Source organism: Streptomyces sp. NPDC056128, from assembly GCF_042263835.1.
In the GTDB taxonomy this organism is placed as follows: Bacteria; Actinomycetota; Actinomycetes; order Streptomycetales; family Streptomycetaceae; genus Streptomyces.
The window spans coordinates 19,253-43,742 of the sequence record NZ_JBHJVQ010000014.1; the positions used below are offsets into that span (position 1 = coordinate 19,253).

19 protein-coding genes are annotated in these 24,490 nt (G+C 67.4%); 10 read left to right on the forward strand and 9 right to left on the reverse strand.

Features of this window, described 5'->3' with window-relative positions:
* The first annotated feature begins 7 nt into the window (after positions 1-7).
* The gene (locus ACFC1X_RS24365) at positions 8-1,486 is read left to right on the forward strand and encodes a UvrD-helicase domain-containing protein (RefSeq protein WP_376356905.1); all 1,479 of its coding nucleotides are present in this window, start codon (positions 8-10) and stop codon (positions 1,484-1,486) included.
* 37 nt (positions 1,487-1,523) lie between these two features.
* On the opposite strand, the gene ACFC1X_RS24370 is transcribed toward ACFC1X_RS24365, so the two are convergent.
* From ACFC1X_RS24370 to ACFC1X_RS24390, 5 genes are all read right to left on the reverse strand, one after another.
* A complete protein-coding gene (locus ACFC1X_RS24370; RefSeq protein ID WP_376356907.1) occupies positions 1,524-4,889 on the reverse strand; it encodes an NACHT domain-containing protein in 3,366 nt (1,121 codons plus the stop codon).
* A complete protein-coding gene (locus ACFC1X_RS24375; RefSeq protein WP_376356909.1) occupies positions 4,886-5,224 on the reverse strand; it encodes a trypco2 family protein in 339 nt (112 codons plus the stop codon). The genes ACFC1X_RS24370 and ACFC1X_RS24375 overlap by 4 nt, the downstream gene beginning before the upstream one ends.
* Positions 5,225-5,418: 194 nt before the next feature.
* Positions 5,419-6,141 (reverse strand): helix-turn-helix domain containing protein, encoded by a 723-nt coding sequence (locus ACFC1X_RS24380; RefSeq protein WP_376356911.1) that lies wholly within the window; start codon positions 6,139-6,141, stop codon positions 5,419-5,421.
* Positions 6,141-8,237: a hypothetical protein gene (locus tag ACFC1X_RS24385; protein ID WP_376356913.1), complete on the reverse strand. Its 2,097-nt coding sequence runs from the start codon at positions 8,235-8,237 to the stop codon at positions 6,141-6,143. Before ACFC1X_RS24385 ends, ACFC1X_RS24380 begins: the two co-directional genes overlap by 1 nt.
* 25 nt (positions 8,238-8,262) lie before the next feature.
* Entirely contained in the window at positions 8,263-8,859 is a 597-nt protein-coding gene (locus ACFC1X_RS24390; protein WP_376356915.1) for a helix-turn-helix domain-containing protein, read from the reverse strand.
* A gap of 1,232 nt (positions 8,860-10,091) precedes the next feature.
* Here ACFC1X_RS24390 and ACFC1X_RS24395 point away from each other — a divergent pair.
* Positions 10,092-10,997 (forward strand): helix-turn-helix domain-containing protein, encoded by a 906-nt coding sequence (locus ACFC1X_RS24395; RefSeq protein ID WP_376356917.1) that lies wholly within the window; start codon positions 10,092-10,094, stop codon positions 10,995-10,997.
* Between the two features lie 188 nt (positions 10,998-11,185).
* Entirely contained in the window at positions 11,186-11,992 is an 807-nt protein-coding gene (locus ACFC1X_RS24400) for an SAM-dependent methyltransferase (protein ID WP_376356919.1), read from the forward strand.
* Positions 11,993-12,015: 23 nt separating this feature from the next.
* Here ACFC1X_RS24400 and ACFC1X_RS24405 read toward each other — a convergent pair whose 3' ends face one another.
* Positions 12,016-12,939: a helix-turn-helix domain-containing protein gene (locus ACFC1X_RS24405; protein WP_376356921.1), complete on the reverse strand. Its 924-nt coding sequence runs from the start codon at positions 12,937-12,939 to the stop codon at positions 12,016-12,018.
* A gap of 90 nt (positions 12,940-13,029) precedes the next feature.
* Complete coding sequence (locus tag ACFC1X_RS24410; RefSeq protein ID WP_376356923.1) at positions 13,030-13,266, reverse strand: DUF397 domain-containing protein; 237 nt, start codon at positions 13,264-13,266, stop codon at positions 13,030-13,032.
* Positions 13,267-13,449: 183 nt separating this feature from the next.
* Between ACFC1X_RS24410 and ACFC1X_RS24415 the strand changes: the two genes are divergently transcribed.
* The 3 genes from ACFC1X_RS24415 (at position 13,450) to ACFC1X_RS24425 (ending at position 16,521) form a co-directional block, all read left to right on the forward strand.
* The gene (locus ACFC1X_RS24415) at positions 13,450-13,992 is read left to right on the forward strand and encodes an ATP-binding protein (protein WP_376356925.1); all 543 of its coding nucleotides are present in this window, start codon (positions 13,450-13,452) and stop codon (positions 13,990-13,992) included.
* Positions 13,993-14,603: 611 nt separating this feature from the next.
* A complete protein-coding gene (locus tag ACFC1X_RS24420) occupies positions 14,604-15,488 on the forward strand; it encodes a hypothetical protein (protein ID WP_376356927.1) in 885 nt (294 codons plus the stop codon).
* A 364-nt stretch (positions 15,489-15,852) separates the two neighbouring features.
* Positions 15,853-16,521 carry an HNH endonuclease family protein gene (locus tag ACFC1X_RS24425; protein ID WP_376356929.1) on the forward strand — a complete coding sequence of 223 codons (669 nt, stop codon included), beginning with the start codon at positions 15,853-15,855 and terminating at the stop codon, positions 16,519-16,521.
* Between the two features lie 258 nt (positions 16,522-16,779).
* On the opposite strand, the gene ACFC1X_RS24430 is transcribed toward ACFC1X_RS24425, so the two are convergent.
* Positions 16,780-17,004 (reverse strand): DUF6207 family protein, encoded by a 225-nt coding sequence (locus ACFC1X_RS24430; protein WP_361645554.1) that lies wholly within the window; start codon positions 17,002-17,004, stop codon positions 16,780-16,782.
* Between the two features lie 353 nt (positions 17,005-17,357).
* Between ACFC1X_RS24430 and ACFC1X_RS24435 the strand changes: the two genes are divergently transcribed.
* On the forward strand, positions 17,358-17,501 hold the full coding sequence (locus ACFC1X_RS24435) for a DUF6233 domain-containing protein (RefSeq protein ID WP_376356931.1): 144 nt from the start codon (positions 17,358-17,360) through the stop codon (positions 17,499-17,501).
* A gap of 592 nt (positions 17,502-18,093) precedes the next feature.
* Positions 18,094-18,420 (forward strand): hypothetical protein, encoded by a 327-nt coding sequence (locus ACFC1X_RS24440; RefSeq protein ID WP_376356933.1) that lies wholly within the window; start codon positions 18,094-18,096, stop codon positions 18,418-18,420.
* Positions 18,421-18,948: 528 nt separating this feature from the next.
* Here the strand turns inward: ACFC1X_RS24440 and ACFC1X_RS24445 are convergent.
* Entirely contained in the window at positions 18,949-20,646 is a 1,698-nt protein-coding gene (locus ACFC1X_RS24445) for a hypothetical protein (protein WP_376356935.1), read from the reverse strand.
* A 253-nt stretch (positions 20,647-20,899) separates the two neighbouring features.
* Between ACFC1X_RS24445 and ACFC1X_RS24450 the strand changes: the two genes are divergently transcribed.
* Both ACFC1X_RS24450 and ACFC1X_RS24455 read left to right on the forward strand, forming a co-directional pair.
* Positions 20,900-21,070, forward strand: coding sequence for a hypothetical protein (locus ACFC1X_RS24450; RefSeq protein WP_376356937.1), 171 nt, complete (start codon positions 20,900-20,902; stop codon positions 21,068-21,070).
* Between the two features lie 641 nt (positions 21,071-21,711).
* Positions 21,712-23,217: an ISL3 family transposase gene (locus ACFC1X_RS24455; protein ID WP_376357100.1), complete on the forward strand. Its 1,506-nt coding sequence runs from the start codon at positions 21,712-21,714 to the stop codon at positions 23,215-23,217.
* Positions 23,218-24,490: the final 1,273 nt, after the last annotated feature.

Consider the following 24,490-nt stretch of genomic DNA (forward strand, 5'->3'; position numbering starts at 1 on the left):
GCCGTTGTTGCACACGCCCACCGACGAACAGGCCCAGGCCCTCGATGCCTTCCGGGCCGGCCACCATCTCGTCCTGCAGGCTGGCGCCGGGACGGGAAAGACCAGCACTCTCACCCAGCTCGCGGCCAGCACCCCTCGCCGCGGCCGTTACCTCGCCTTCAACAGGGACATCGCCCGTGACGCCGCCACCCGCTTTCCCCGCACCGTGGTGTGCAAGACCGCCCACGCCACCGCATACGCCGCGCTCGGCCAGCGCTACACGAGTCGGCTCAACAGCCCCCGCCAGCCGGCCTGGAAGACCGGCCAAGCTCTCGGCATCACCCGCCCGGTCCGTATCGGCACCCACGAGATCGGCCCCCGGCTGCTGTCCCACACCGTGCTGCGCACCGTGACCCGCTACTGCTACTCCGCCGACCGCGCCCTGGCCCACCACCACGTGCCCCACCTGCGCGGCCTGACCGGATCCGGCGAACAGACGCAACTCGCCCAGGAGGTCCTGCCGTTCGCTTCCAAGGCCTGGGCCGATCTGCACAACCCAGACAGCGGTGCGGTCCGCTTCGAACATGACCACTACCTGAAGATGTGGGCCCTGACCAAGCCCAGGATCGAAGCCGACTTCCTCTTCCTCGACGAAGCGCAGGACACCAACCCCGTCCTCGAGGAAGTCTTCAGCGCCCAGCGCAGCCACGCCCAGCTCGTCGTGGTCGGCGACTCCGCCCAGGCCATCTACGGCTGGCGCGGCGCGCGCGACGTGATGACCGGCTTCGACGCCACTCCCCTGACCCTCACCCGCTCCTTCCGCTTCGGCCCCCTCATCGCCGAGGAGGCCAACCGATGGCTCGCCCTCGCCGACGCCCCCATCCGCCTGACCGGCACCCATGACCTCGCCACCGAGGTCGGCAGCCTCACCCGCCCCGACGCCGTGCTGTGCCGTACCAACATCGGCGCGATGGCCGAGGTCATGCGCCTGCTCTCCGCCGGCCACCGCGTCGCCCTCACCCGCGGCAAAACCCAGCTGAGCCAGCTCGCCCTCGCAGCCCGCGACCTGAAAAGCGGCCGTCGTACCACGCACCCCGAGCTCGTCTTGTTTCCCTCCTGGGGCGAACTACAGGACTATGCCGTGCACGACCCCGCCGGACGCGACCTCCAGCCCTTCGTCGACCTCGTCGACACTCATGGCACCGACACCATCCTCACTGCCGTCCACCAACTCACCGACGAAGCCCGCGCTGACGTCACCATCTCCACCGCGCACAGCGCCAAAGGCCGCGAATGGCCCACCGTCCGCATCGGCGACGACTTCCCGCCTCCCAAGGAGACCGACCAGAACGACGCCCAGGGACGTCCTGTCCCGGAGCCCGTCAACGACACCGACGCCCGCCTCGCCTACGTCGCTGTCACCCGCGCCTGCCAACACCTCGACCTCGGCGGCCTGGCCTGGATCAACGACCACCCTGCAGCTCAGGGCACAGCCGGGCAGCAATGACGCAGAACAGCGTCTCTGTCGTGAATCCTGGCGTTCCTCAGGAGGACGACGGGGTTGTGGTCGCCGTGGGCGGCGCCGAGTCGGACCTGGTATGGGCCGCCCGACGAAGGACCGATTCGGCGTTCGGTACGTCACTTGCCTGAGTGACGTGGAGCCGGTCGCCGAAGGTTTCGGCACCCGTGATTGCGGGACGTTGTCGTCCGTGTACGACGAAGACCTGCAGCCCCTGGTGGTGGGCAAACGGGGTCAGGTCAACAGAATGGGCAGTACTGGGCTGCGGATGGAGCGTGAGTCGGGTCAGTGAGGGGAAGACGCGTGCCAGCTGCCGCAGGTCTCCTCCCTCGGCCAGCGAGGGCAGGGTCAGAGCGCGGATCGTGGGCAGTACGGGCACCGATTCCAGTGCGACTACGGGTGACGCGAGCGGGAGCTGTACCGCGCGCAGTCTGGGTAGCTCTGCCAGGCGCTCGAAGAGGTCGTATACAGGGACCTGTTGCCACAGGGCCAGTCCGTGCAGCCCGGTCCATCCGCTGAGCCCGTCAAGGTCGAGGGTGCCATGGCTGTCGACCGACAGCCGTGCCACCCCTGGATGGGGCGGTGGCAGCCTGGTCATGTGCGAGCTGGGGAGGCTGGCGATGCGCAGTTCGCGCAGTGCCGGCAGCTTGGGTACGGTCTCCAGGTCTTCGGGGTGCATTGTTGAGGCGTGTAGTTGAAGTCGCCGGATGCCTTGCAGTCGCTGCAGGTGGTGGAGCCGGTCAGGCTGGCCGATGACGAATTCCAGGTCGTCGAGTCGCATGTGCGCCAGCACTTCGCTCAGGTAGTCGGCGGCGGGGACCGGAAAGGTGTCCCAGTCGTTGAGGATGGTCTGGCGAACTGCGCGATTGGACTGTTGCGCCAGCGAGCGGAGCGAGGGCAGGCAGTCGGACGTGCCGATCTTGTTCAGCGTGTCGAGAACGAGCAGTCCCTGTTCTTCGCTCAGCGTCTCGAAAGCCGGCAGGAGCGGGAGGACGTAGGTTCCTAGCTTGGCGAGTTCAGCGGACTGGACAGTGCTCGTCGGAGGCATCAGGGATTTGACACGGGCAGCGACTCTGTCGCGTATGTCCTCGTCCAGGTAGACCGCTGTCAGTGCACAGTTCGCGGCCAGCATCCACAGTTTCCACTGCTCCCATGCGCTCGCCCCGTCCCCCTGACGGATGAGGGAGTCGAGTATCTGCCGCAGCCCGCTGCGCGTGTTGCACTGGCCGGCAGCCAGCTGTATGACGTCCTCCCATTCTTGCTCGGCGGCATGTTGCATCAGTTCGCCGACGTGGTCGGTTTCCAGGAGTTCCTTCGCAGCCAGGTAGTCCTGAAAGGTTCGGTGGATGAACTGGATGCTGCCTTCTGCGCGTTCCTGCAGCAATCCACTGCGGTTGAGGACGTGGCGGAGGATGCGTTCCGCTGTGCCCTGCTCTGCGACCCGGGGCATGCCGCGCAGCGCATCCTGCAGTTGCCTTTGTGCTTGCTCGTAGGTGAGCTGGGACAAACCGTTTCGCACCAGCCATGTGGCGATGCGCTGGAGCAGGAGTCTGTGCTCCTCGGCCTCTATGTTGATTCCCTCTGGTGCGACGACGCCACGCAATGGGTCCCGGTTGACCAGCATGTCCAGGGCCGCCCGGTACAGCGCGGTGCGGCTGGTGGGCAGGAGCCCGCGGCGCCGACGGTGCAGTGCGCAGATGACGGCGCACAGCAGCGGTGTACGAGCAAGGTCGCGCAGGGCGGGATTCGCGGCGAACTGCTGGGCGAGGTCCTTCTCCAGACGGGTGATCTCGGCGTGATCGCGGGAAGTGGACGACAGCTCCAGTCGTGCCGCGTTGTGCCACACGTGGACGAACTTCTGGATGTCCGAATCTCGCATGCTCAGGAGTCTCAGGCTGAGCACTCCGTCCCGCATGCCGAGCCAGTCTCCGTCCCCTTCTACGGCCAGGGGTCTCATCGTGACCATGCAACGCACGTGATCGAAGCTTTCCAGCAAGCGAATGAGCCACCTCCGGGCGGCTTGCCGGTCCTCCTGGGGCACCTCGTCCAGTCCGTCGACCAGCAGGAGTGCTCGCCCCGCTTCGAGAACTCTGCTGGCCCAGCCCTCGGGTGGGTCATCGGCGACAAGGCCGGCAATCTGCGGCAGACGCTTCGGCGTGGGAAACTCGCCGCCTTGGGCGCGCAAGGTCCGCATCGGGATGACGAAAGGCACAAGTCCGTTGAAATGGGCCAGCTGTGGGCCGAATGTTGCACATGCGGCGTGGGAAGCGAGCCACCAAGCCAGCGTCGTCTTTCCCGCGCCGGCTTCCCCGCGCAGCAGGATTACCGATTCGCTGCCGGTCAGCAGACTGTTGATACGCCGTGGATGAGCAGGGACGTCGGAGCCGCGTCGGGAACTTGACTGTTCTGCTTCCAGGGCCAGATAGGCGGCGTCCAGATCCCATCGGGACTCGTCATTGCTGAGCTCCTCGATACCGATTACCTCGATCTTTCGGTACCGGTCCTTGACGGCCTTGCTGTACCGCGCCTCGAACGGCTCATCACCTCGGTGGAGCTCTGTCACCTCTTCCATGACCGCGGGCAGTTGCCTGTCGTAGGGGAGGCGCTCGGCAGGAAGCAGGCTGATGGGCACCGCTTCGACACGCGAGTGGTCCCGCCCTCGTGGGACGTCGGTGACGATCCCAATCAGCACTCCGCCCGCGAACACGGGCGCCCCGGACAGACCAGCCAGGGGAGACTCTGCCTGATCTTGCTCGATAACCGACCGGCGGGAGAACTCGCAGACGATGACGGGACGCGGACGGCCCGCAAAGGGCATCACGGTCGCCTCGAACTGGTCGGCTTCCAACTCCTGGCGATCACCACGCCGTTGAATCGCCGGGAAGCCCACGATCTGGCAGTGGGGAAGAGGATCCCCAGAGGCCACCGTGCCCCAACGCAGGCGCCGCAGCATGGCGGTGGAATCGTTCGGCAGCACGGGCGTGTGAGCCTGCAGAAGGGCGAGGTCGGTGGGCGTATCGTCCACGTCCCGTGTCTGCCGGCCTCGTTCCGCCTCACGCCTCGGCATACCAAAACCGTCCGCCAAGTCCGGTTCGGGATTCTCCCGCAGGCGCTGAGCCTCGGGCGTGAGAGAGAGAATCCCAGAGCCGGTGCCTTCAGGCTTGGAGCCGGAGACCTTCTGGGGAGCAGCACCGCGTCTAGGGCTGCTGCGCCAGTACACCTGGCAGGTGATCCACCCTGAAACGTCCGGATGACCGACGCGAACAATGTCGTGGTCTCGCACCACGTGAGCAGCTGTCAGGATCAGCGAAGGGGTAAGGAGCACTCCCGTGCCTTGCATGGCCCCCTGCACGACGACCACGCGGTGGTTCGCCGAGCGTTCCAGGCTCACGAGGTGGCCGAACCTCGTCCAAAGTGAGAGACATCGCCTGGTTCGTCATTCCCGACCTGCCACGACCCTCCTGTTCTGACGTCTTTGGGCTTCAGGGTGAAGGCCACCTTGTGGGTGCGGGCGTTTGCCGATGCTCCGTCGACTCCCGCGTCCATCACCCAGGCACGGATCTTCACGCCGCCCTTTGCCTCTCTGCGCAGCTCGACCGTGAACTCCATTTGGATATCACCGAGTTCGAAGGCCAGGTCGCTCCCCACCCCTTGGGAAGCGGCGATGAGCAGTTCATCGCGTACGGCCTGGACTGCGGACGCCAGCTCGATCGCGTCTTCGCTCATATCGTCCCCCTAGCCAGCATTGACACTCCTGCCGAAACGTACCCGTTTCCGCGGGCTGGGAAAGCCGGTTCGTGGCTATTGAGGCTGCTGTGCTGCATCGACGGCCCGTGACCGGGCCGAGAGCCAACGGGCATCTGCCGCGCCGCGTCACCCGCCTGCCCCTGGGCGACATCAGCCACACCACAAGATCACTCTCAGCGCGGGCGCCAGGTCCGAACCTCCAGGTGGAGGATGCGGGCGTCGGGGCGGATCCGTCCAGTCTCCACAAGCCATTGGTGGACGGCGGCGGTGACGTCTCCGCTGGCGGTGTCGACGCGGCGGGCGAAGTCGGCTGCGTCGTGGCCGCCGGTCTGGGCGGAGCCGTAGGAGCGTTCCTCGGTGTGGTCGGCGCGCTGGGTGACGTCGCGGCGGATTCCGGGTGAGTCGGTGCGGCTGCCGGAAGGGTACGCGAAGGCGGTCTTGGCGAGGCGGACGGTGAAGGCCAAGCGCAGGCCGCGTCGGGCTGCTTCGGCGATGAGGGGGCGCAGTCGGGCGGAGCCGGAGGCGATGGCCTGGGTGCCGACGCGTCCGGCGCCGGATCCGGTCGGTGTGATGAGCACGGCTTTGGTACGCACCCGGGCGCGGGTCCCGGAGGCTGTGGTGCGCCGGGTGATGTGGTGGGCGGCGATGGAGGTGAGTTCGGGCAGATCGGTGATCCCGCCGGTTTCCACGGCAGTGAGGACCTGGCGCAAGGCGGGGACGAAGGCAGCGCCCTTGTTCCTGGTGTAGAACTGCGAGACCAGGGAGGGGTCGCGGTCGATGATGCGGGCGATGTCGCGTTTGGTGTAGCCGGCCTGCTGGAGCCGGTCGGCGAGTTGGGCGGCGTCGTTCCTTCCGGCGTCCTGTGAGGGGCTCTTGCGGCGGGTGCGGGGGGGCATCAGGCCTCCTGCCGGGTGGTGTGGGTGGCGCGGCCGGTGTCCCGCAGGATGAGCAGTTCCTCTTCGTTAATGGGTGCGGTGACGGGGCTGGTGAGGTGGCCTCGCAGGAGGTAGTCGCCGGGCTGATGGTGGTAGGGCCAGTTCTGGGGCTGGGTGAGGTAGAGGGCGTCGGTGCGGAAGGCGATGACGGTGCCGGGCGGGGTGTGGAGGGCGCCGGCGTAGGTGTTCTCGTCTCGGTGGCGTTGGCTGAGGAGGGCGGCGCGGGCGCCGGACCAGATGGCGGCGGCCCATTCGGGGTGGGCGTTGGGGTCGCGGCTGAAGCCGGTGGGGCGCTGCCAGGTGATCTGCTGGTCGTCGAAGGCGATGATTTCGGCGTCTGGGGGGAGGTCGCGTTCGAGGGCGCGGGGGGTGGTGCCGGTGACCATGCGGGGGCGTTGGGCGAAGGAGCCGATGCCGTACAGGAGGATGGCGCGTACTGCGCGGGAGGCGAGCTGAGAGGCGCGGGCTTGTTGGGGGTCGCCGTGGATCTGGGCCTGGGTGGTGAGGTTGGTCCAGGTGTCTTTGAGTTTCTTGGCCCAGTCGTCGAGGGGTTTGCCGTCGTCCCAGAGGATGCCGTCGAGGATTTCGATTTTCCACGGCTGAAAGGGGTTGGTGAGGGCTGTGTGGAGTTCGGGTCCTCCGGCCCAGGTGGTGAAGGTGGTGCCGGGGGCGGCGGGGTAGTGCCAGGCCCGGTCGCCGGGGGCGGGTGCGGGCAGGAGGCCGACGTGGTTCCAGGTGTCGGGGACGGTGGCGCGGACGTGCCAGTGGCCGCAGCCGTACAGGGCGCGGATCTGTTCCTTTTCGCTCCAGGAGGCGAAGGTGGCGGCGGTGATGCGGCGGGGGGTGCCGACGGGGGATTTCCAGGTGTGTTTGGCGTAGGCGAAGGTGCGGTCGTATTCGACCAGCGCGGGCAGTTGGTCGGGCACGCGGGGTGGGGTGATGAGTTCGTTGCGGCCTTGGCCGGCGGTGGCGTGGAGCAGGCCGCGCAGTTCTTCGGACTGCACGGGGAAGCCGTCGGCGTGCTGGCCGCGTTGGGGGATGGTGCGGGTCCACAGGTCGCGGCCGGTCTGGGAGGGGGAGCCCATGAGGACGGCGTCGCTCCAGTGGCGGCGCAGGGCCTGCCACAGCAGGACGAAGGCGTCGCGGACGGTGGCGGGGGTGTCGTTGGTGTCGAGGTCGAACCACTCCCCCACGGAGCGGATCTCGACGTGGGTGGTGCCGTCGTTGCTCTGGTAGCGGCCGACGGGGTTGCGGGCGTGGACGAAGTGTCCGGCCATGCGGTCGCGGCCGCGGCCGGTGTCGGTGCGCCAGCCGGGGGTGGGGGCGTTCAGCCAGGCGGTGACAGCGTCGCGGAGGTAGGGGTAGCGGTCGGCGTCGCGGTGCCAGGGGTCTCCGGCGGTGATGTAGATCCGCTCCACGCCGTCGGGGACGGTGTGAAAGACGGCGGTGAGGATGTCCGCTGCCGTGCGGCCTGCGAGGTCCAGGTGGTGGGTCTGGTGGCGGTGGACGAGGACGCCGGTGGTGGTGTCGAGGAAGACGGTGGAGCGGGCCTGCTGCGTGAAGTTCGGCCGAGTGGAGGCGAGATTGGGGGCGTGGGTGAACCAGGCATCGCCTGCTGCACCTTCAGGAAGGGAGGGCAGGGTCCGCGGTGCGTTGGGGGCTGAGGGCTCGGGTGTGGCGTCGGCTGGCGGCGTGGTGGACTTCTGCGGCGGTGGTGCGGCGGGCTGTACCTGTGCGTCGTTCGTTGCGGGTGCCGCTGCGTGTTGCCGAGCAGCCGCCTCGGCGTCGGCCTCGGGAGGCGTGACCGGCTCCGGGACCTGACGGGGGGCGGCGAGGTCGTCTGGGGCCAGCTGTGGGGCGAGGGCCACGATGTCGGCGACGCTCATCCCGGCGGCGGGGGCGATTCGCTCGGCCTTGGCCTTGGCGTAGGCGGCCAGCCTGGCGATCCGCTGGTCGCGGTCGGCTTCCAGTGTCGTCAGTTCCGCCCTCGACTTCTTGATCCTGTCCCGCACGGAGCGCAGCTCGGTGAGCGCGGTGTTGTAGCTCTGAGCGTCCATCAGCAGGCGTCCTTGTCCGGGTGGTTCATGCAGCGGTGCGGGTGGGAACGTAGGCGATGGCTCCGCCTGAGTGGGAGACGAGCCGTGTGCCGAGCAGGTGGTCGGCGAGCCGCCGGTCGGCTGCTGTGTCTGCGGTGACGTTGATCCGGGGTGCGGCCAGGTCGGTGACGTACCCGGCCAGGCGGGCGTCGGGGAAGGCGTGCCGTCCCGCGGCGTTCTTCTCCCAGCGCTGGAGGCCAGTCAGGACAGCAACGACGTATCCGGACAGCGTCACCGGCAGCACTTCCCCGGCGGCGACGCTCGCCGCGTCACATCGCCACCAGCCGCGCAGCGCTTTGAGGACGTCCTCGGGGGCCAGGGATGCGGCGAAGCCGATCCAGTCCCGGTCTGGCTCGTCCGTCTGCTGGGCGGTGTCCACCCGCAGGATCGCGACCTCTGGAGCGTCCAGCTCCTCCAGTGGGGCGTACCGGCGGGCTGCGAGAGCTTGGACTGTTCCGAGCGGCACCATGACCCGTACGCCGCGCCGGGAAAGGCCGGGCAGCAGTCCGGAATGGACGAGGCGTCGGAAGGTCGTGATGGCGCACCCCAGTTCCTCTGCTGCTTGTCCGGTTGTCAGCAACACCGCCCACCCTCCTACCTAACTCCGTTATCTGATTAGGCATGCATGCTAGAGGAGCGTCTCGCTGCCAGTCAAAGCCCGTCGTTGGCGGTCGTAGTCGAGATCCTGACCGAGCGGAATGCCGCACGATTGCCGCGCCGCAGGAAGCTCACGAAGTCGCGGACCGCGTACCGAGCGTCACTGCGGGGAGCTGCGGTTCGGGCTGACGCGTCCCACTACCAGCCTGGGAGAAATCAGTCGGTAGGGCGAGAGAGGTCTATGAGGGCAACTGCACTGGTCGAACAGAACCTGGGTTCTGGTGCCCTCCGCGAGCGCGCGATTCACCCGATCGGGTGGTGTGCGATGGCGCTCAGGTAATCCAATTGGTGAAGCCCGGTGTGCGCCGGGGTACTCCGTTTGGATTTTCACGCGACGGCGTGCGGTGTATCACGAAAAGTGAACGCCAAGGTGTGGCCCGATGTGCTCTCAACCGGTCGGATGTGGACGCTAATTCGATAGAACCGGGCAAGGTCGGCACGCTGTGTGCCCATTTTGCACGTGCCTGTGGCCGCTTCGCCGGTTACTGCCTCACTCTGATGGCCGAGTGCGCCGGGGGCAGGCTAGGGTCACGCCGGGACGGGGCCCTGGCCCGAAGGCTGGACACCTACAACAGACCAGGACCCCTTCACATATTGATCAGTCGTCAATTGTTCTCGAAGGGAGAATCGTGACTGACCCCTATGTCGTTCCGGGCACCGTGATGTCCGGAGCGTGTGTGGACGGTAGCAACACTGGTGCGGGTTACGCACGCCTGCGTGCCTTCGCTGTCACGCTCGGGCTGGGGCCGATTGTTGCGCTGCCTCTGGCCTTCGCGCTGCCCGCCGGTCAGTGGCCGGCAGCGGGCTGGGCGGCGTACGCGGCAGTCGTGGTCGCAGCGGGCCGCACGTCCCGAGTCCAATTCCTGTGGGCCAGGTTGGACTGACCAGGCTGTACCCGTCGTGGTTGCCGGACTGTCCGGCAGCCACGACGGGATTGCTCAGCCCCTGCCGGGTCACCGTGAAGGAGACTTGATGAAGGCCGGTTCGTCGCATCCGGACAGATGCTTGGTGTGCTCAGACGCCATTGTGCAGAATGCGGGTGTGGGCCGGCGTCGCCGGTACTGCGGCACTGCGTGCCGCAGGCGGGCTCAGCGGAGCCGGCAGGCGCACCGCCCACAGGACCCGGCTGTCGAGCAGCAGGGGCCGTTGGGGCGGGCGGTGGCAACAGAAGTGCACCGGCTGGCTCGGCAGCTGCTGGACAGCGAGCTGCGGGCCGAAGAGCTGGGTACGCTGCTGGAGCGGGCGGAAGCGGTCCGCAGGGAGCTGGAAATCTATACCGCGGCGGCGGTGCAGGACGCCCGCTACCGGGGTGAGAAATGGGAGTCGGTGGCCAGGGCCGCACATGTGGCTCCGGAGACCGCGCGGACGCGGTGGGGCCCTGAGCGAGTGGCCCGGATGATGATCCTGCATGCCAACGACAAGCGAGCGGCTCCGGTCCGCTGGCGCGGGCCGCAGCAGGGAACGTCTGGCGACAGGCAGGACACTGCGGTCGATGAGATCTCGGAGGCCTTGTCCCGGGCCGGTCATCTGGCCTCAGCCCTGGCCCACTTGCAGATGAACAGTGGCATGACGATCCGTGAGGTAGCGGACTTCACGATGCTTTCGCCGTCGTTCATTTCCCGGGTCCTGTCCGGGGACCGGCTCCCGACATGGGATTTGGTCTGCACTCTGGCTGAGTGCTTCCACTCCGACCCGGCGGAGCTGCGGGTGCTGTTCGAGGCGGCGCACGGCATGACGGCTCAGGCGCGCCAGCCGGCCACTGCAGCCATTGCAGAACTGCATGCCGCGGTGCGCGGTTTGTACTGGGCGGCAAAGTCGCCGTCGCCGGAGAAGATCGAACGCGCGAGCGAAGGCGCGGTGACATCTGCCGAGGCACGCCGGGTGCTCGGGGGACACGACGTCCCCGACTGGGGGGTGCTGGCCGCCCTCGTCCACGCTCTGGGAGGCCGGCCGTTCGACATCAAGCCCTTGTGGGAAGCAGTTCACTACTCGTTCCTGATGTGCGATGACCCACGCCTCCCGGAGGGCGTCTCGCATATCGGCACTCAGTCGGCGGCTGGGTGATCTCGCCGGTTCCCCCCTGGTCCCGCAATCCGTGTGCGCGCCGGCACAGACTGGCCGGTGGAACGACGACCTGTTCATGCCGAGGAGGGAATTCGGCTTCCGTACGGCCCACTTCAACTCGGACTTCCCTACACTGTGCGACTACGGCGCAGCTGCGGGGCGCGCCGTGGAGCAGAGAGGGTCCGTGGGTGAGTCTGCCGTACGGGGTTGATGTCACCGTGCCCAGTGTGGCGCGCATGTACGACAGCCTGCTGGGCGGCAGAGACAATTATCCGGCCGACCGGGCGGCGTGCGACGAGCTCCTCAGACACGTCCCCAGCATGCGGGAACTCGCCTTGAACAACCGGCAGTTTTTGCGCCGCGTCGTTCATACGCTGGCTGCCGACTACAACATCCGCCAGTTCATCGACCACGGTTCGGGGCTGCCCACTCAGGACAATGTGCACGAGATCGCGCAGCGTGTTGATCGCGGCAGCCGGGTCGTTTACATCGACAACGACCCGATTGTGCGCACGATCGGTGGCGTGCTGCTGGAGGCCAACGAGCGGACCGCCGTGCTCCAGGCGGACATGCGCGACACCGAGACGATCTTCGAGAGTGAAGCAGTCGCGCGGCTCATCGATTTGGACGAGCCGGTAGCCGCTTTGTTCGTGTCCGTGCTGCACTGTCTCCCGGACAGCGACCGTCCGGCCGATCTGGTCGCCAGGGTCGCTCGAAAGCTGCCGGCCGGAAGCATGATGGTGGTGTGCCAGCTTGTCAGTGATTCGGCGCACGTGCGCGACGTGGTGACCGAGCTGATGGACGAGCAGACGCAAGGCCACTGGGGCCGGGTGCGTGAGCGCCAGGACGTGGCAGACTTCTGCGCACCGTTGGAGCTGGTCTCCCCCGGGCTGGGGGAGGTCTCCGCCTGGCGGCAGTCCGGCCTTGGTGATGCACCCGCTCAGCAGTCGTGGGAGTGGGAGGAGTTCGGCGGGGTGGGTTTCGTGCGCTGCTGAGGGGCGTCTCTTCGGGACGGCTCCTACGACTGGGCCGCCCAGGTGGCCAGGCCGTCCTCGAGGAGGGAGCGTGTCTGCTCCGGCGGGCTTGCGACACCGCAGAGGTTGTTGAGGATGGCCTGATACCGCTCGGACTCGGATGGTTTCTCCCGGTAGATCGCTCCTTCGTACTGCTCGAGGTAGACCATGTCGGGCAGGTATTCCGAGGCGAAGAACCGCATGTGCACGATGGGGTGCCCGATCGCTCCGGCCGCTCCCACCGTCAGCGGGGCGATCTGGAGGTGAAGCTGGTAGCGCAGCTCGTCGTGGAGGGCGAGGAGGTGTTTGATCTGCCGGTACATGGTTCCGGGGGTGCCCACCTGGCGGCGGAAGACCTCGGAGTCCATGACGGCGAGCAGGACCGGCGGAGTGGCGGCTCGGCGCAGCATGCCGATCCGCTGGGTGCGCAAGGCCACCCTCTCGGCGACCTGTTGTGGTGACCAGGTCGGGTGGACGGCCCGGACGACGATCTTTGCGTACTCTTCGGTCTGCAGCCATCCAGGGACCAGCTGCGGCTCGTAGGAGATGATGCGGCGGGCCGCCGGTTCCATGGCCAGCAGGGGGCGCAGGGCGACTGGCGCCGTCTGACTGTGCGCCTGCCATGCCTCCGGCTTGGCGGCCTCGTGGACCAGGGCGGCAACCCTTCGGCGTTCCGCATGCTCGGTCACGCCGTAGAGGTCGAGGAGGCGCTCAACCTCTGCCGGCTTCAGCGTGGCAAGGCCGTTCTCCATACGGCTGATCGTCGAGTCGGAGGTGTCGATGCAGCGGGCAGCCTGCCGTGGTGCCAGCCCGGCGTGGTCACGGCAGCGCCGCAGGTGCCCTGCAAGGGCCTTGCGGTGGGCGGCCGCTCCCCACTCGGGCCGGTGGGGGAATCCAAGGATGGAAGGCGCCTGGTGTTCGGCTGCCATGCCGGGAACTCCTATCGAACTGTCCGGAGATCCCGATTATGGCAGCCGCCTTCCGGCCGCGTCAGGAAATGGCCAGGGCGTTACGCGCCGCTACGCCAGGGTGAAATCGAACTCGCCGTCTCTGACGCCTTCCATGAATGCCTCGATCTCCTGGCGCGTGTATACCAGAGCGGGCCCGTCGGGGAACCGGGAATTGCGTACCGCTACCTCCCCGCCGGCCAGGGCTGCCATCTCCACGCAGTTCCCGTTGCCACCGCTGCGGCTGCTCTTGCGCCATGCCGCTCCCTCGATGCCGCTCGCCTGTGCGCCGTTCTCCACTCTCTGCATGCCTCGGCACCTTTCTTCGCTGCACGGCCGACCCCCGCCCACAGCCGTACTCGATCATGTTTGCGATTCTTTCGGCTCTGCAATTGCAGTGCCGCGCTTGCAGGAACGAGCAGCAAGCGGGAATAGTGACGGTCAAGACGGCATGCCGTGCATCAGCACGCCACCTGCTCCGGGGGACGGACAATGACGCTGCGTCGCAACGACTTCCAGCCGCTGATCGCACCGGCTGGGCGCGCGGAGCGCGGCCTGAATCTGTTCCTCGGCGAGCCCGTTGCCCCCACGCCCAACCTGGCCGTTCGCACCGGTCTGGGCAGCACCCGTTTCGCGGCTCACCGAATCCCCGTGACGACGGCTTGCTGCTATGAGGCACGGCAGTTCACGCGCCGGGCGCTGACGGACTGGAAGCTGCACAGCATCTGCGACGACACCGTGCAGATCGTGTCGGAACTCGTTGCCAACGCGGTGCGCCACGGTCAACCCCACCGAGGAAGACGCTCCCCGGACAAGCCCGCGGTGTGGCTGGCCCTCGCTCTTCGCCCGCAGACCCTCTTGTGCGTAGTTCGGGACCCGGGACGCGCACGCCCGCGTCTGGCTGCTCCTCCCCTGCTCGCCGAGCGTCACCGAGGGCTGCTCATCGTCAACGCGCTGAGCGGAGCCTGGGGTTGGACTTCCCATTCCCCCTCAGGCAAGTCCGTCTGGGCCCGTGTAGCACTGCCGCACGTGTGAGGACGCTGTCACCAGCTCGTCTTCTGGGCGGCTCCGGAGCTTGCCAACCACTGCGGACGACGGCTCCGTTGAGACCCTCAGCGGTGGGCCGGCGTCGCGCGCGGTCGGTTCCAACGCCGCCGCTCTGCGGCAGCGGGCGGGCTAGCTGCTCTCCTCCGGAGTGCAAGCGCACGAGCATGGGCCGGCTGCGTTCCTGCCCCGGCGGCGGCTGCGGGCGCGTCCCAACGCTGCCGATGCCGTCAGAAGCGCTGTTGAGACGCCGCACCAGGCGCTCGCCATGGTTCCGTTCTGCGCGAGGAGCTCTTGCGCAGTGAGGAGGGCACCGACCGCGCCTCCCAGAGCAGTGACGACTGTGCCAGCCATGAGGACAGCTGGTTTCTTGTGCCGGAGGGGAAGTTTCATGACGGCTCCTTGCCGAACTCGCTGCGCTGTGCAGCCGAGTCATCAGTCTTGGGAGCGTCCGTCTTTTCGTCAGGGGCCGTTGCCGTTCGCCGTCCCAGGGCGCCGCTGAGCGAGCACACTGGAGATGGAATCCGGTGTGGCCATCCATGGTGGCCCTTGACTCGAGCAGGGCTTGGGCGCTAGGCGCCCCGAGCGCAGAGGGGTGTGGGATGGCGACGAAGTGGACGTGGCAGAGGTGGTCCTCCCGTTGGGCGGGGGCCCCTGACGAAGACCTGGCTTCTGTCTTTCGACGGGTCCGGGTCAGCCGCACGGCCAATACTCAGGCGATGTGGGCGAGGGACGGACGGACGCGTGCGTTCTGCGACCTGGGCGCATACCTGCTGCACCAGCATCATCTGAAGGGCGAAGCGGCGGCCGAGCGGCGCCTCTTCCGCAACCTCAGCGGCGAGGAGCTGATGCACGCGGCCGCGCGGCTGATCCCGGACCCGGAGCTTGCACAGTCGCTGGACAAGCAGCGGTGGAGCGATACGTGGGGTCACCAGGAGGCGTTCATCGAAGATCTTCTGGCCTACATCTTCCGCAGCGGCCCCACGCTGAGAAGAATCCTGGAGGCTCAGCAACAACTCGTCGACCAGGCACAGTCGCTGCCGCTGGGCGAGCTCATCCGCGCTGGTGTAGAGGTGGAGATGGCGTCGAGCGCGGAGGACCCCGTCGTCGCCCTGCAGACCTTCTTCGAAGCCGCCCTGCCGCACAAGCCGAGCATCCGCGAAGCTGTTGCCCGGATCGAAAACGAAATGCTTCTCGTCTGGGCCAGTCTGTACGAGGCCCTGCTCACTGCCTACGACGTGCGGCTGCGCCCCGGTGTGACCTACATGGACATGGCCGGACTGTTCAACACCATCATTGAGGGGGCCCTGCTCCGCACGCGATCGCTTGGGGCGGCACCGCGAACCTCCACGGGTGAGCACATCCTCGCTGCGGCCATCATCAAAATGCTGCCAGGCCTGTGTGAGATCACGCCGACTCAGATAGAGACACGCAAGCGTCTGCTGCCCCTCCCTCTTCCTCTGGACGCTCCCGCCGCGGGCGAGTGAGAGCAGTCGACTTTCGCCGAGCTCTGAGACTCGGACCGCCAACGGTCGCTCATCGCTCCCGCCGTGCATCGCAGCGGCCAGGGCCGCGTTACCCCTGGCCCCACCTCCAGTGTGGCAACGACACACAGGACCTGAAGCAGCCAGCTCTGAGGGGTGGGCGGCACCGCAGCTCCAACGCTACGGGCCGAGCCTGGGGCCCTGGCCGGCTGGGGCCCCTCGACCGTGCTGGAGCAAGTGAGGAATGAGGACTGCTGGTCCCTCGGTTTCCCCCTCGATCCGGTGGCCGTGCCGCCGGTCCCGGGCGCGTCGGCGTCGGCCCTTGGTAGGCAAGAGCGCGACCCGCCAGTTCTTCGAAGGGACATCCGTGCGTCGTATCGTCGCGCTTGCCACCGTCGTGACCGCCCTGCTCCTGCCTGCCCCCGCCCACGCCGCTCCGGCTCGAGCCGCCGCGCCCGGGGGCTCCGTCACCCTGACCGTCCGCGAGGCGCTGGACGCGCTGGACGTCGCCGAGGAGGACACCACCGCATACAAGCGCAGCTACTTCCGGCACTGGATCGACGCCGACCGAGACGGTTGCAACACACGCCAGGAGCTGCTCCTGGAGGAGGCCGTCATCGCACCCGAGCAGAGCGCCGGGTGCAAGCTGACCGGCGGCCGCTGGTACAGCGCCTACGACAACACGTACATCGACGGACCCAGCGGGCTCGACGCCGACCACCGCGTTCCGCTGGGCGAGGCCTGGGACAGCGGAGCACCCGACTGGACAGCCCAGGAGCGGCAGGACTTCGCCAACGACCTCGGCGACCCGCGGTCCCTGGTCATGGTGTCCGCACGCAGCAACCGCTCCAAGGGAGAAAAAGACCCCGCGCAGTGGCAGCCGCCGGCCGACGGCAATCGGTGCGAGTACAACACGCAGTGGGTGGTGGTGAAGACCCGCTTCCGACTGTCGGTCGACCAGGCGGAGAAGCAGGCCCTGAACAGTGAGCTGGCCCGGTGCACGAACGAAGAAATCACCGTGGAACTGGCCCGGTAGCCTGCCCGAACATTCTGGCCCGCCTGCCCTCGTGACCGAGCGGGGCCCAGGCTCGCTCTGAGCGATGGCTGAAGGCCGGTCATCGGCTGCCGTCCATCCGTGCCCCGTTTCTTCCAACGCCTCACGCACAGCAACAGGGCCCTTGGACCGGTGCCGGTCGACGAGTCCGCACACAACGCCCCCGGCACGTCACAGGGCTTGCCCCCCGCCAACCTGTTGCCACGGCCTTCGCTCGGTGACCACCCCGCAGGGCGTCGTTCAGGAATCGCCCATCCCGCCGATGCCGGGCTGGCGCAGGTCGAGGTAGCAGCGCAGCCGGACGCCCGGCTGGCCCGGATCCCGCGTGGTGCGTTCCACGAAGGTGGTGGCCCACCGGGTGGCCAGCGCCGTGTGAAAGGCGAATGCCGTCTCGTCGTCGACCGCGGCGACATCGACCACGACCAGACCGGGCTCCGACACGTGCACTGCGTTGATCGCTTCCATACCCTGCACGACACGCCGTCCCTGGGGACCGGTTCTGTCGCTGGCCCGGGTTCACCCGTGTGAGCGATCTTGAACAGTCAACGGCTCGACAAGGGGTTTACCCAAGCGCGCTGCCTGGGCGCCCGGGCAGCAGGTCTCCCGCCGGCCATCGCCCGCCGCGGCACCCTGACTCCGATGGCACGCGCTCAACCTTCGTTGTCACAGGACAACCTGCTCCGTCTCCGCACTCTGGAGACCTTCCTCATGCTGCTCCTTGATGAAGTACGGGAAGCGATCAAGGCCAAGGAGTAGCGGGAGCGGGAGCAGCAATACGGCCGTGAACACCGGCCGCCGCCCCCGCCTGGCTGCTGGAGGTGGGACTCAACCGGGACAGCGCGCCCGTCCAGGTCCACATCGGCGACTGCTGGAACCGCGGGAAGCGAACTCGCGGCATCAGCCGAGACGAAGCCCGCCACGCCATCGTCGAAGCGGAAGTGCGCGGGTTCGCGGATTCCTGAACGCGTTTGGCACGAACCCGCGCGGGGTGCAGTGTCTGAGACGAGAGTCCTGCGCGGGTTCGTGCCTGACAGGCAACCAACGGCTTGATGAGATTCGTGCAGGCCCTGCCCCAGCATTAACATCCCTCTGGTGTCGACGACTTGGGTAGCCCAGACGAAGAAGACGAGCCTGTGGCTCTTGCAGCCAAGCCTGGAGGAGTTCATCGCTCAGGTTGCTTCATCTCTCGGACCTGGAGGAACAGTCACACTTGTCCATGCGCCTCACGCGACGAGACGTCAGGAGATTGAGATGCGCCAAGAGGTCCAGGCATCGACCCTTACCGACCTACTCACGGCCCTTGGTGATCCAGCGAGCGTGGAGGATCTGCGCGTTGAGGGCCGCAAATCAGGCGAGACAGAACCATGCATTGTGGCGCACTTTGGCGTAGTCACGGAGGCTCGGTCACCTGCGGGGCCGGATTCCGCAAGTGGCGTCCGTGTGACCGGCACCGATGAGAGTTGGGTGCAGAGCACCTGCGGCCAGCTTGGAGCGCTCTTGGAACCTGCCCAGTTCTGGAGGCGGAGGCGCAGAATTTGGCTGGAGTCCTTGGCCGTGGCCACCTACGGGCTCACGTTCTTCGTATGGTTTGGGGTATTCGTCCTTTGGGTGATGCAGGAGGAACAGCGGTCCAAAGGATGGGCCGTGATGGGCGGGATCGCTCTTGCCTATAGCGCCCTGCTGAGGTTGATCGACGTGTATCTGACCAGAACGGTGCTGATCATTACGCCTCGACGTCGGGAACGTCTGCTACTCGCGTTGAATAGTCATCACCGAGCCACGATTTGGCCGACTGGCCTGCCAATGCCGTCGTTCATGGCGATTGTGACCTTTCTTGGAGTGATCGCCGCCTTCGGCGCATGGTTGTTGCCGCGCAACTGATGTCGCCGTGATGGCGGCAGTAACTGCGTTGTCGAAGTCGTCCCCGTTGCCCGAGTCGAGGACGAACTCGCGCCGTCCCCGCGTAGTCCACGCTGGCCGTCTCGATCTTCGCGCGGATCTGCACGATGTCTGCCATGTCGCGTCCCTTCGATTCGAAGCCCGCACCGGTCTAACGGCTGCGAGATCACCAGTCGAAGGTCCACGGTTCCAGTCACCCCGGCCCCGCGCCGGTGCCCTGAAAGGGTGACGCAACGGCGTAAACGAGCATCGGACGCACGGGACTTCACGCGGGAACGAGCGAATGCCGCAGAACGCCGCTCAGCGGCAGCTTCTGTGAGAGGGCGTTGCTGTGGCCGTCCCCGCCGTACGACCTTGGTGAGGCCGGTCGACGGCGTCGACTACGTCCAGGTCCCCACCGAGTACCTCGCAATCACCGACGTCGGCGCTCCGCGGTGCTCGGTTAGCGAGCACATCACCGGCTCCTGGCCTGCCGTGGTCGGGGCGACCGGTGCCTTGGTCTGGCCCTGGTCACAAGAGACCCATGGCGTGGGCGAGCCAGCGACCGGGAGAGTCGGATTCCAGAAGCCAGGGCAGCGCCAGCCCTGCTGGGGCGGCAAAGCCGCTGGCCGCAAGGCAGACAGCGCCAAATCGTTTACTCAACAGAGTGCGCCCCCCTCGTACGCAAAGGACGGCGACCCGCGTGGTGACGAGTAGGAAGAACAGGCATCCGGCCAGCAGGAGAGCTCCATAGATGCTCAGCGTGTACGGTCCAGGTCGAGGGGAGGCCTGGAGAGCGGCCGTGTAAGCGGTCGTTACAGCGAACACTACGGCCGGCGCAACAGCGGCGATGGCCCGTTCCCCCTTCCGGGGACGCGTCGCACCATCTGTTCTGCGGAGACGGAGCAGGCTGCGGGCAAAGGGAGCCAGGTCGGCCAGATCTCGGTTGCGGGCACTCCACCCGGTGGGGCCGCTGGAAACGATTCGCCGGTAGGCCTGTTCGAAGGCCGCAGCCTCGTCGTCCGTTGCGCCCATCTGGCGTACCAAGGCCTCAAGATGGGGCCAGGTGTCGGGGAGTTCGTCACCGTCCATCCAGCGCCCGATCGCAGCGCCGAGCACGTCGTCTCTCATGTCGTGGGGCAGCGCGGCAGCCAGCTTCCGAATCGGCTGTGCTCCGTCGCGGCGTCGCAGCTCGGAGAGCGCCGCCGCCAGCGCGTCGGGAGTGCTGACCGTGTCCAAGCCGACGACCAGTGCCTTGGACATGGCGTTTCGAGGGTGCGCGGATGCAGTGCGAGCTGCCTCTCGGGGCGGCCCAGCCTCGATTTCCTTGGCCCTGCGGGCGGCGTCTACGCCGGTCAGGGGTTCCTGCGGACTGTCCGTTATCTGTCCGTGGACAGTCCCGTCACCGTCAGGGTCGACGACCTGTCCCCAGACAACGCGGGTCGTCGCAGGGTCGTCAGGCGAGTCCTGTTCCTCGTCGACCCCGAGCTCCCTGGCGAGTGCGTCCAGCTCGTCCTCCAAGGCGTCCATCTGCTGCTGATTGACGTCGAGGAACTCATGGAAACGGTGCAGGGGGTTCAGTCCCAGCTCTTCGGCCACGGTCGTACCCGGTGTGAGGGGCGGAACCCCCTCTGCGACGCCGCCATCGGCGCGGAGCAGCTCGTGCTGCCCGCGAGCCACTTGCCTGTCCGCCGCGAGCCGCAGCTGACGGGCCCGCTCTACAGCTCTGTCGGCCTTCCGGAGCCTCTCGCCTGCCTGACGTCGGTACTCCTGCGACATCTGCAGCTCACTCTGCAGCTCCGCGCGGACATCCTCTCGTGCCCTGTCCCGCTCGCTCTCCAAGATGGTGATGCGCTGTTCGAGGACCGAGACCATCGTCTCCAGCTCCTCGCGCCGCCGCTCGGAGGCTTCATACTTCCGTGTCGCCTCGAACTGGAGCATGCGCGCGTCGTCCAGACGCAACGCAAGCGTCACTGCATCAGCGTGTCGCTGCGCTGCTCGCGTGACCGGTTGAGCCGCGCCGGGTGGCGCGGCTTTGTCAGCCAGTGCCCGCGCAGCCCGCTCGGCAGCAGCAAGGAGGCTCAGCCCATGCTCCAGCTGGCGCTTGCGCATTTCAGGCTCGTGCAGGTAACGGGTGGTCACCTGCTTGACCAAGTCCGCCGACGGCAGTTGGCTGCCATCCTTGTACCTGCTCCACGAGGACCTGCCATGGGAGAAGTCCTTCTCCAAGGTCCGCACCGTCACCCCATGGGTGATCCTGCGTAACCAGCTGGCGAACTCGTTTGCCTGTTCCGTCAGCCCTTTCAAGTCCCCCTGCGGTCGCCCCATCCGCTCCCCCGCCTCCGTGTTGTCCCGGGACAAAATCCGGGTTGTCCGCGATTTACGAGCCCTCACCTGCGGCAACCGCATGCCTCTGTGCCGGACAACGAAACCATGGATGAACGTGGGTCTCCAACAGACCAGGAGATTCTCAGGAGGGCCCATGCTCACCCCCAACTCGCCGCAGCGACCGCGCCATTCGTGGCCGTACGTCGTTGCCGCCGCTCTCGCCCTGGCCTTCCAGCAAGGGTGGAGCGCAAGTGACGTCATCACCCTCGTCACGTGCCTCCTCGTCCTCATCGCCCTGATCACCTCGGCCGGACAAGGCCAGTAGGCACGCCCCCGCGTCCCTACAGGTTGAACTCCACGTGTTCGACGTTCGTGAACTGGATCTTCAGGCCGCCGAGGGCGTAGTGCCCTGGCGGCCGCCTACACCCCGTTCGGACCCGAGCAGGCCGCAACCCGGCACCGGGTGCTCCGGAGGGACTCTTGCACCTGGTCCGACTCGGCTGGGCCCGCCGCCAGCGGCAGATCGAGGTCCGTACCGGCACCAGCCGGCGGCGGACGTCGTGCTCTACACCACGGCGTCCGTCGGCATCGGTCCACGCAGCCCGATGCCGGCTGGGAGCAGCTGCGCGTTCGAGAGCGGTATCGATCTCCGCCCCGTCGTCCCCCGGTCCCTGGCCGCGGCCGTCACCGTCGGCCTCCGCTTCGGCCGGCACGTCCTGGACGGAGCCAAAGCCCGTGCCGACCTCCTGGACCTGGTCGTAGAACTGGCCTGCCTGCTACGCCGCTGCGGCCAGGCCGCGCACTCTGTCCTTGACGCTGCAGTTCGCCGGAGGCAGTAGCTGGGAGAAGAACCACCGCCTGCCCGGGGACTGTAAAACGTTCGGCTCTGTTCCTTAGTCGGTGGCGACAGTGAGTGCTCGCCTGTGATCATCGAGCGTGCATGATGCGAACACGCTTGTGGAAACGGTGTTTTCGGGGTTGTCGGCGTTGGTCATCGAGGATGTGGCGGACGGTGGCGAGGTAGTCCGGGTTTCGGCTCGGACCCGGGATGTTCCCGTTCCCTGTCCGCTGTGCGGAGTGGTGACGGGGCGGGTCCACGGGTATCACGGCCGGACGGTGCGGGATGTGCCGGTCGACGGCCGACAGGTCGTGGTCCGGGTGAGGATACGACGGCTGGTCTGTCCGGTACTGGGCTGCAGGCGGCAGACCTTCCGAGAGCAGGTCCCCGGGCTCCTGGAGCGCCATCAGCGCCGCACCACACGTCTGACCGGCCAGCTCTCCGAGCTGGTCAAGGAGTTATGCGGCCGGGCCTCCGCCCGACTCGCCCGATCCCTGGCCGTGCCCGTGTCGTACGCCTCCGCCCTGCGGCTTCTGCGGCGGGTGCCCGTGCCGGAGGTTCGGATCCCGCGGGTGATCGGGGTCGACGACTTCGCACTGCGGCGCCGGCACAGCTACGCAACGATCATCATCAACGCCGAGACCGGCCAGCGGATCGAGGTACTGCCCGGCCGCGAAGCCGCCACTCTGGAAGCCTGGCTGCGCGGGCATCCGGGCATCGAGGCCGTGTGCCGGGACGGATCGGCCACCTACGCCGAGGCGGTCCGCCGAGCCCTGCCCGACGCGGTCCAGATCAGCGACCGCTGGCACCTGTGGCACAACCTCGCCGAGGCCGTCCGCAAGGAGGTCGCCGCGCACAGCACCTGCTGGGCGAAAGCGGGCCCGCCCCCGGCCGAGGGGAGACAGGCCGCCACCACCCGCGAGCGCTGGCAGCAGGTCCACACCCTGCGCGAGCGCGGAGTCGGACTTCTGGAGTGCGCGCGCCGACTGAACCTGGCTCTCAACACCGTCAAGCGCTACGACCGCGTCGCCGAGCCCGAGCGCCTCATCCGCGCCCCAAAGTACCGGCCCACCCTCGTGGATCCCTACCATGATCACCTGCGCCGACGCCGGCTGGAGAACCCGGCCGTCCCCGTCACCCATCTCCTCCAGGAGATCAGGGAGCTGGGCTACACCGGCAGCTCGAACCTGCTCGTCCGCTACATCAACCAGGGCCGTGTCGAGGCCGACCGGCCCGCGCTGTCTCCCCGGCGCCTGGCCCGCTACCTGCTCACCCGCCCCGACCGCCTGAAGGAGCACCAGCGGGAACGTATCGAGGCCGCCCGCGCTGCCTGCCACGAGATGACCGCTCTGGCCGACCTCATCCACCGCTTCGCCATGCTGCTGGATCCCGCCGACGGCAATGCCGCCCTGCTGAGCACCTGGATCACCTCGGTCCAGGCCGAGTACCTGCCCCACCTACATGCCTTCACCCGGGGCCTCGACAAGGACCGCGCCGCAGTCGACGCCGCCCTCACCCTTCCGCACCACAACGGCGGCACCGAAGGTGTCAACAACAAAACCAAGCTGATCAAGCGCCAGATGTACGGCCGCGCGAGCTTCCCTCTCCTCCGACACCGCATCCTCCTGGGCTGATCACACCCTCCGTCACCACCGACTACGGAACAGACCCGTTCATTTGACAGACCCCTCACAAACTGCTCCAGAAAGATCAGGCCAAAAAAGGTGGAGCCCGCACGAGCGGGAGTGACTCCGCGGCCCTGTTCAGCTTGCTGCTCCAGCCGCTGTAGCGCCCGCGTGAGCGGGTCCGACTCGCACTCCTCCGCAGATGCAGCGGTGACCAGGCAAAGCCTGCGCAAGCAGGAGTGACTCGATCTGGCGGACGTCGTGAGGGTTGTGGTGGCCCCAGAGCCGGCGTGACCGGGAGTGACCCAGCCTGCTGCGCCTTGCTCGGTCCCTTCGTCGCGTAAAGCCCGTACGAGCGGGAGTGATCCGTACGCAGGCCCTTACCGGCTGACCGTCACCCCGGGAGCCCGCGCGAGCGCCCAGCAAATCGGGACGACCGGGTGGTATGTGGGTGCCGCGCAGGCGAGAGTAGCCCCGTGGCGATCCAGTCTGCCGTTGATCAGATCGACGCAGCGCCCGCACGAGCGGGAGTGACCCGTGCTGCCAGCCCTGCCAGGTGGTCACCGGCCATCAGAGCCCGCGCGAGCGTCCAGCGGACCGGGGTAATTGGACGGTATGTGGAACCCGGGCGGGGATGACCCGAGTGCAGGCCCGCTGTCGATCCAGTCACGTCGTAGCGCCCGCGCGAGCGGGGATGACTCGTACGCGTACCTGCTGAACGGGCTGAACACCAGGCCGCGCCTGCGCGAGCGGGAGTGACTCACACTCCAGTGCACACGCCGCGGCCGTGATCATGTGCGCTTGTGCTAGTGAACTCGGGAGCATTTGGTCGGGTAAGCCCGCGTGAGCGGGAGTGAATCGATGATGTCCGGGCGGCGGGCGCAGATCGTGTAGTAGAGCTCACCTGCACGGGAACGGCTCGGGGGTGCATAGGGCGTATCGCCCGCGCGAGCGGGAATGACCCAGCGGACCGTATCGCGCCCGCGGCTAGGCTCAGGTAGATCCCGCGCTAGCGGGAGTGACTCGATCCGTGCCGCCTACATGGGTTCGTACTTGAGGTAGAGCCCGTCCGAGCGGGAGTGAGCCGGTCATCGCGTCCAGAGTTCGGCTGTGAAGGGTGCAGTCTTGGATGGCGACCCGCTGAGTGGTGTAGGGGATCTCCGCGGTTGAGTGCGCGGGTTCTGCTCCCTCGGGTGCACCGCCTGCCGGTGTCTGCTCCCTGCTCAAACTGGCAGGCCACCGTGCAACTGTCCGGAGTGAACGGGCAGTTCAACCCCCGGGG

Excerpts from the sequence above, each read along its gene's own strand:
- ACFC1X_RS24450 (WP_376356937.1), top strand. The coding sequence starts at position 20,900 with ATGCTCACCCCCAACTCGCCGCAGCGACCGCGCCATTCGTGGCCGTAC.
- ACFC1X_RS24430 (WP_361645554.1), bottom strand. The coding sequence starts at position 17,004 with ATGGAAGCGATCAACGCAGTGCACGTGTCGGAGCCCGGTCTGGTCGTG.
- ACFC1X_RS24410 (WP_376356923.1), bottom strand. The coding sequence starts at position 13,266 with ATGCAGAGAGTGGAGAACGGCGCACAGGCGAGCGGCATCGAGGGAGCG.
- ACFC1X_RS24405 (WP_376356921.1), bottom strand. The coding sequence starts at position 12,939 with ATGGCAGCCGAACACCAGGCGCCTTCCATCCTTGGATTCCCCCACCGG.
- ACFC1X_RS24375 (WP_376356909.1), bottom strand. The coding sequence starts at position 5,224 with ATGAGCGAAGACGCGATCGAGCTGGCGTCCGCAGTCCAGGCCGTACGC.
- ACFC1X_RS24420 (WP_376356927.1), top strand. The coding sequence starts at position 14,604 with ATGGCGACGAAGTGGACGTGGCAGAGGTGGTCCTCCCGTTGGGCGGGG.
- ACFC1X_RS24415 (WP_376356925.1), top strand. The coding sequence starts at position 13,450 with ATGACGCTGCGTCGCAACGACTTCCAGCCGCTGATCGCACCGGCTGGG.
- ACFC1X_RS24380 (WP_376356911.1), bottom strand. The coding sequence starts at position 6,141 with ATGCCCCCCCGCACCCGCCGCAAGAGCCCCTCACAGGACGCCGGAAGG.
- ACFC1X_RS24385 (WP_376356913.1), bottom strand. The coding sequence starts at position 8,237 with ATGGACGCTCAGAGCTACAACACCGCGCTCACCGAGCTGCGCTCCGTG.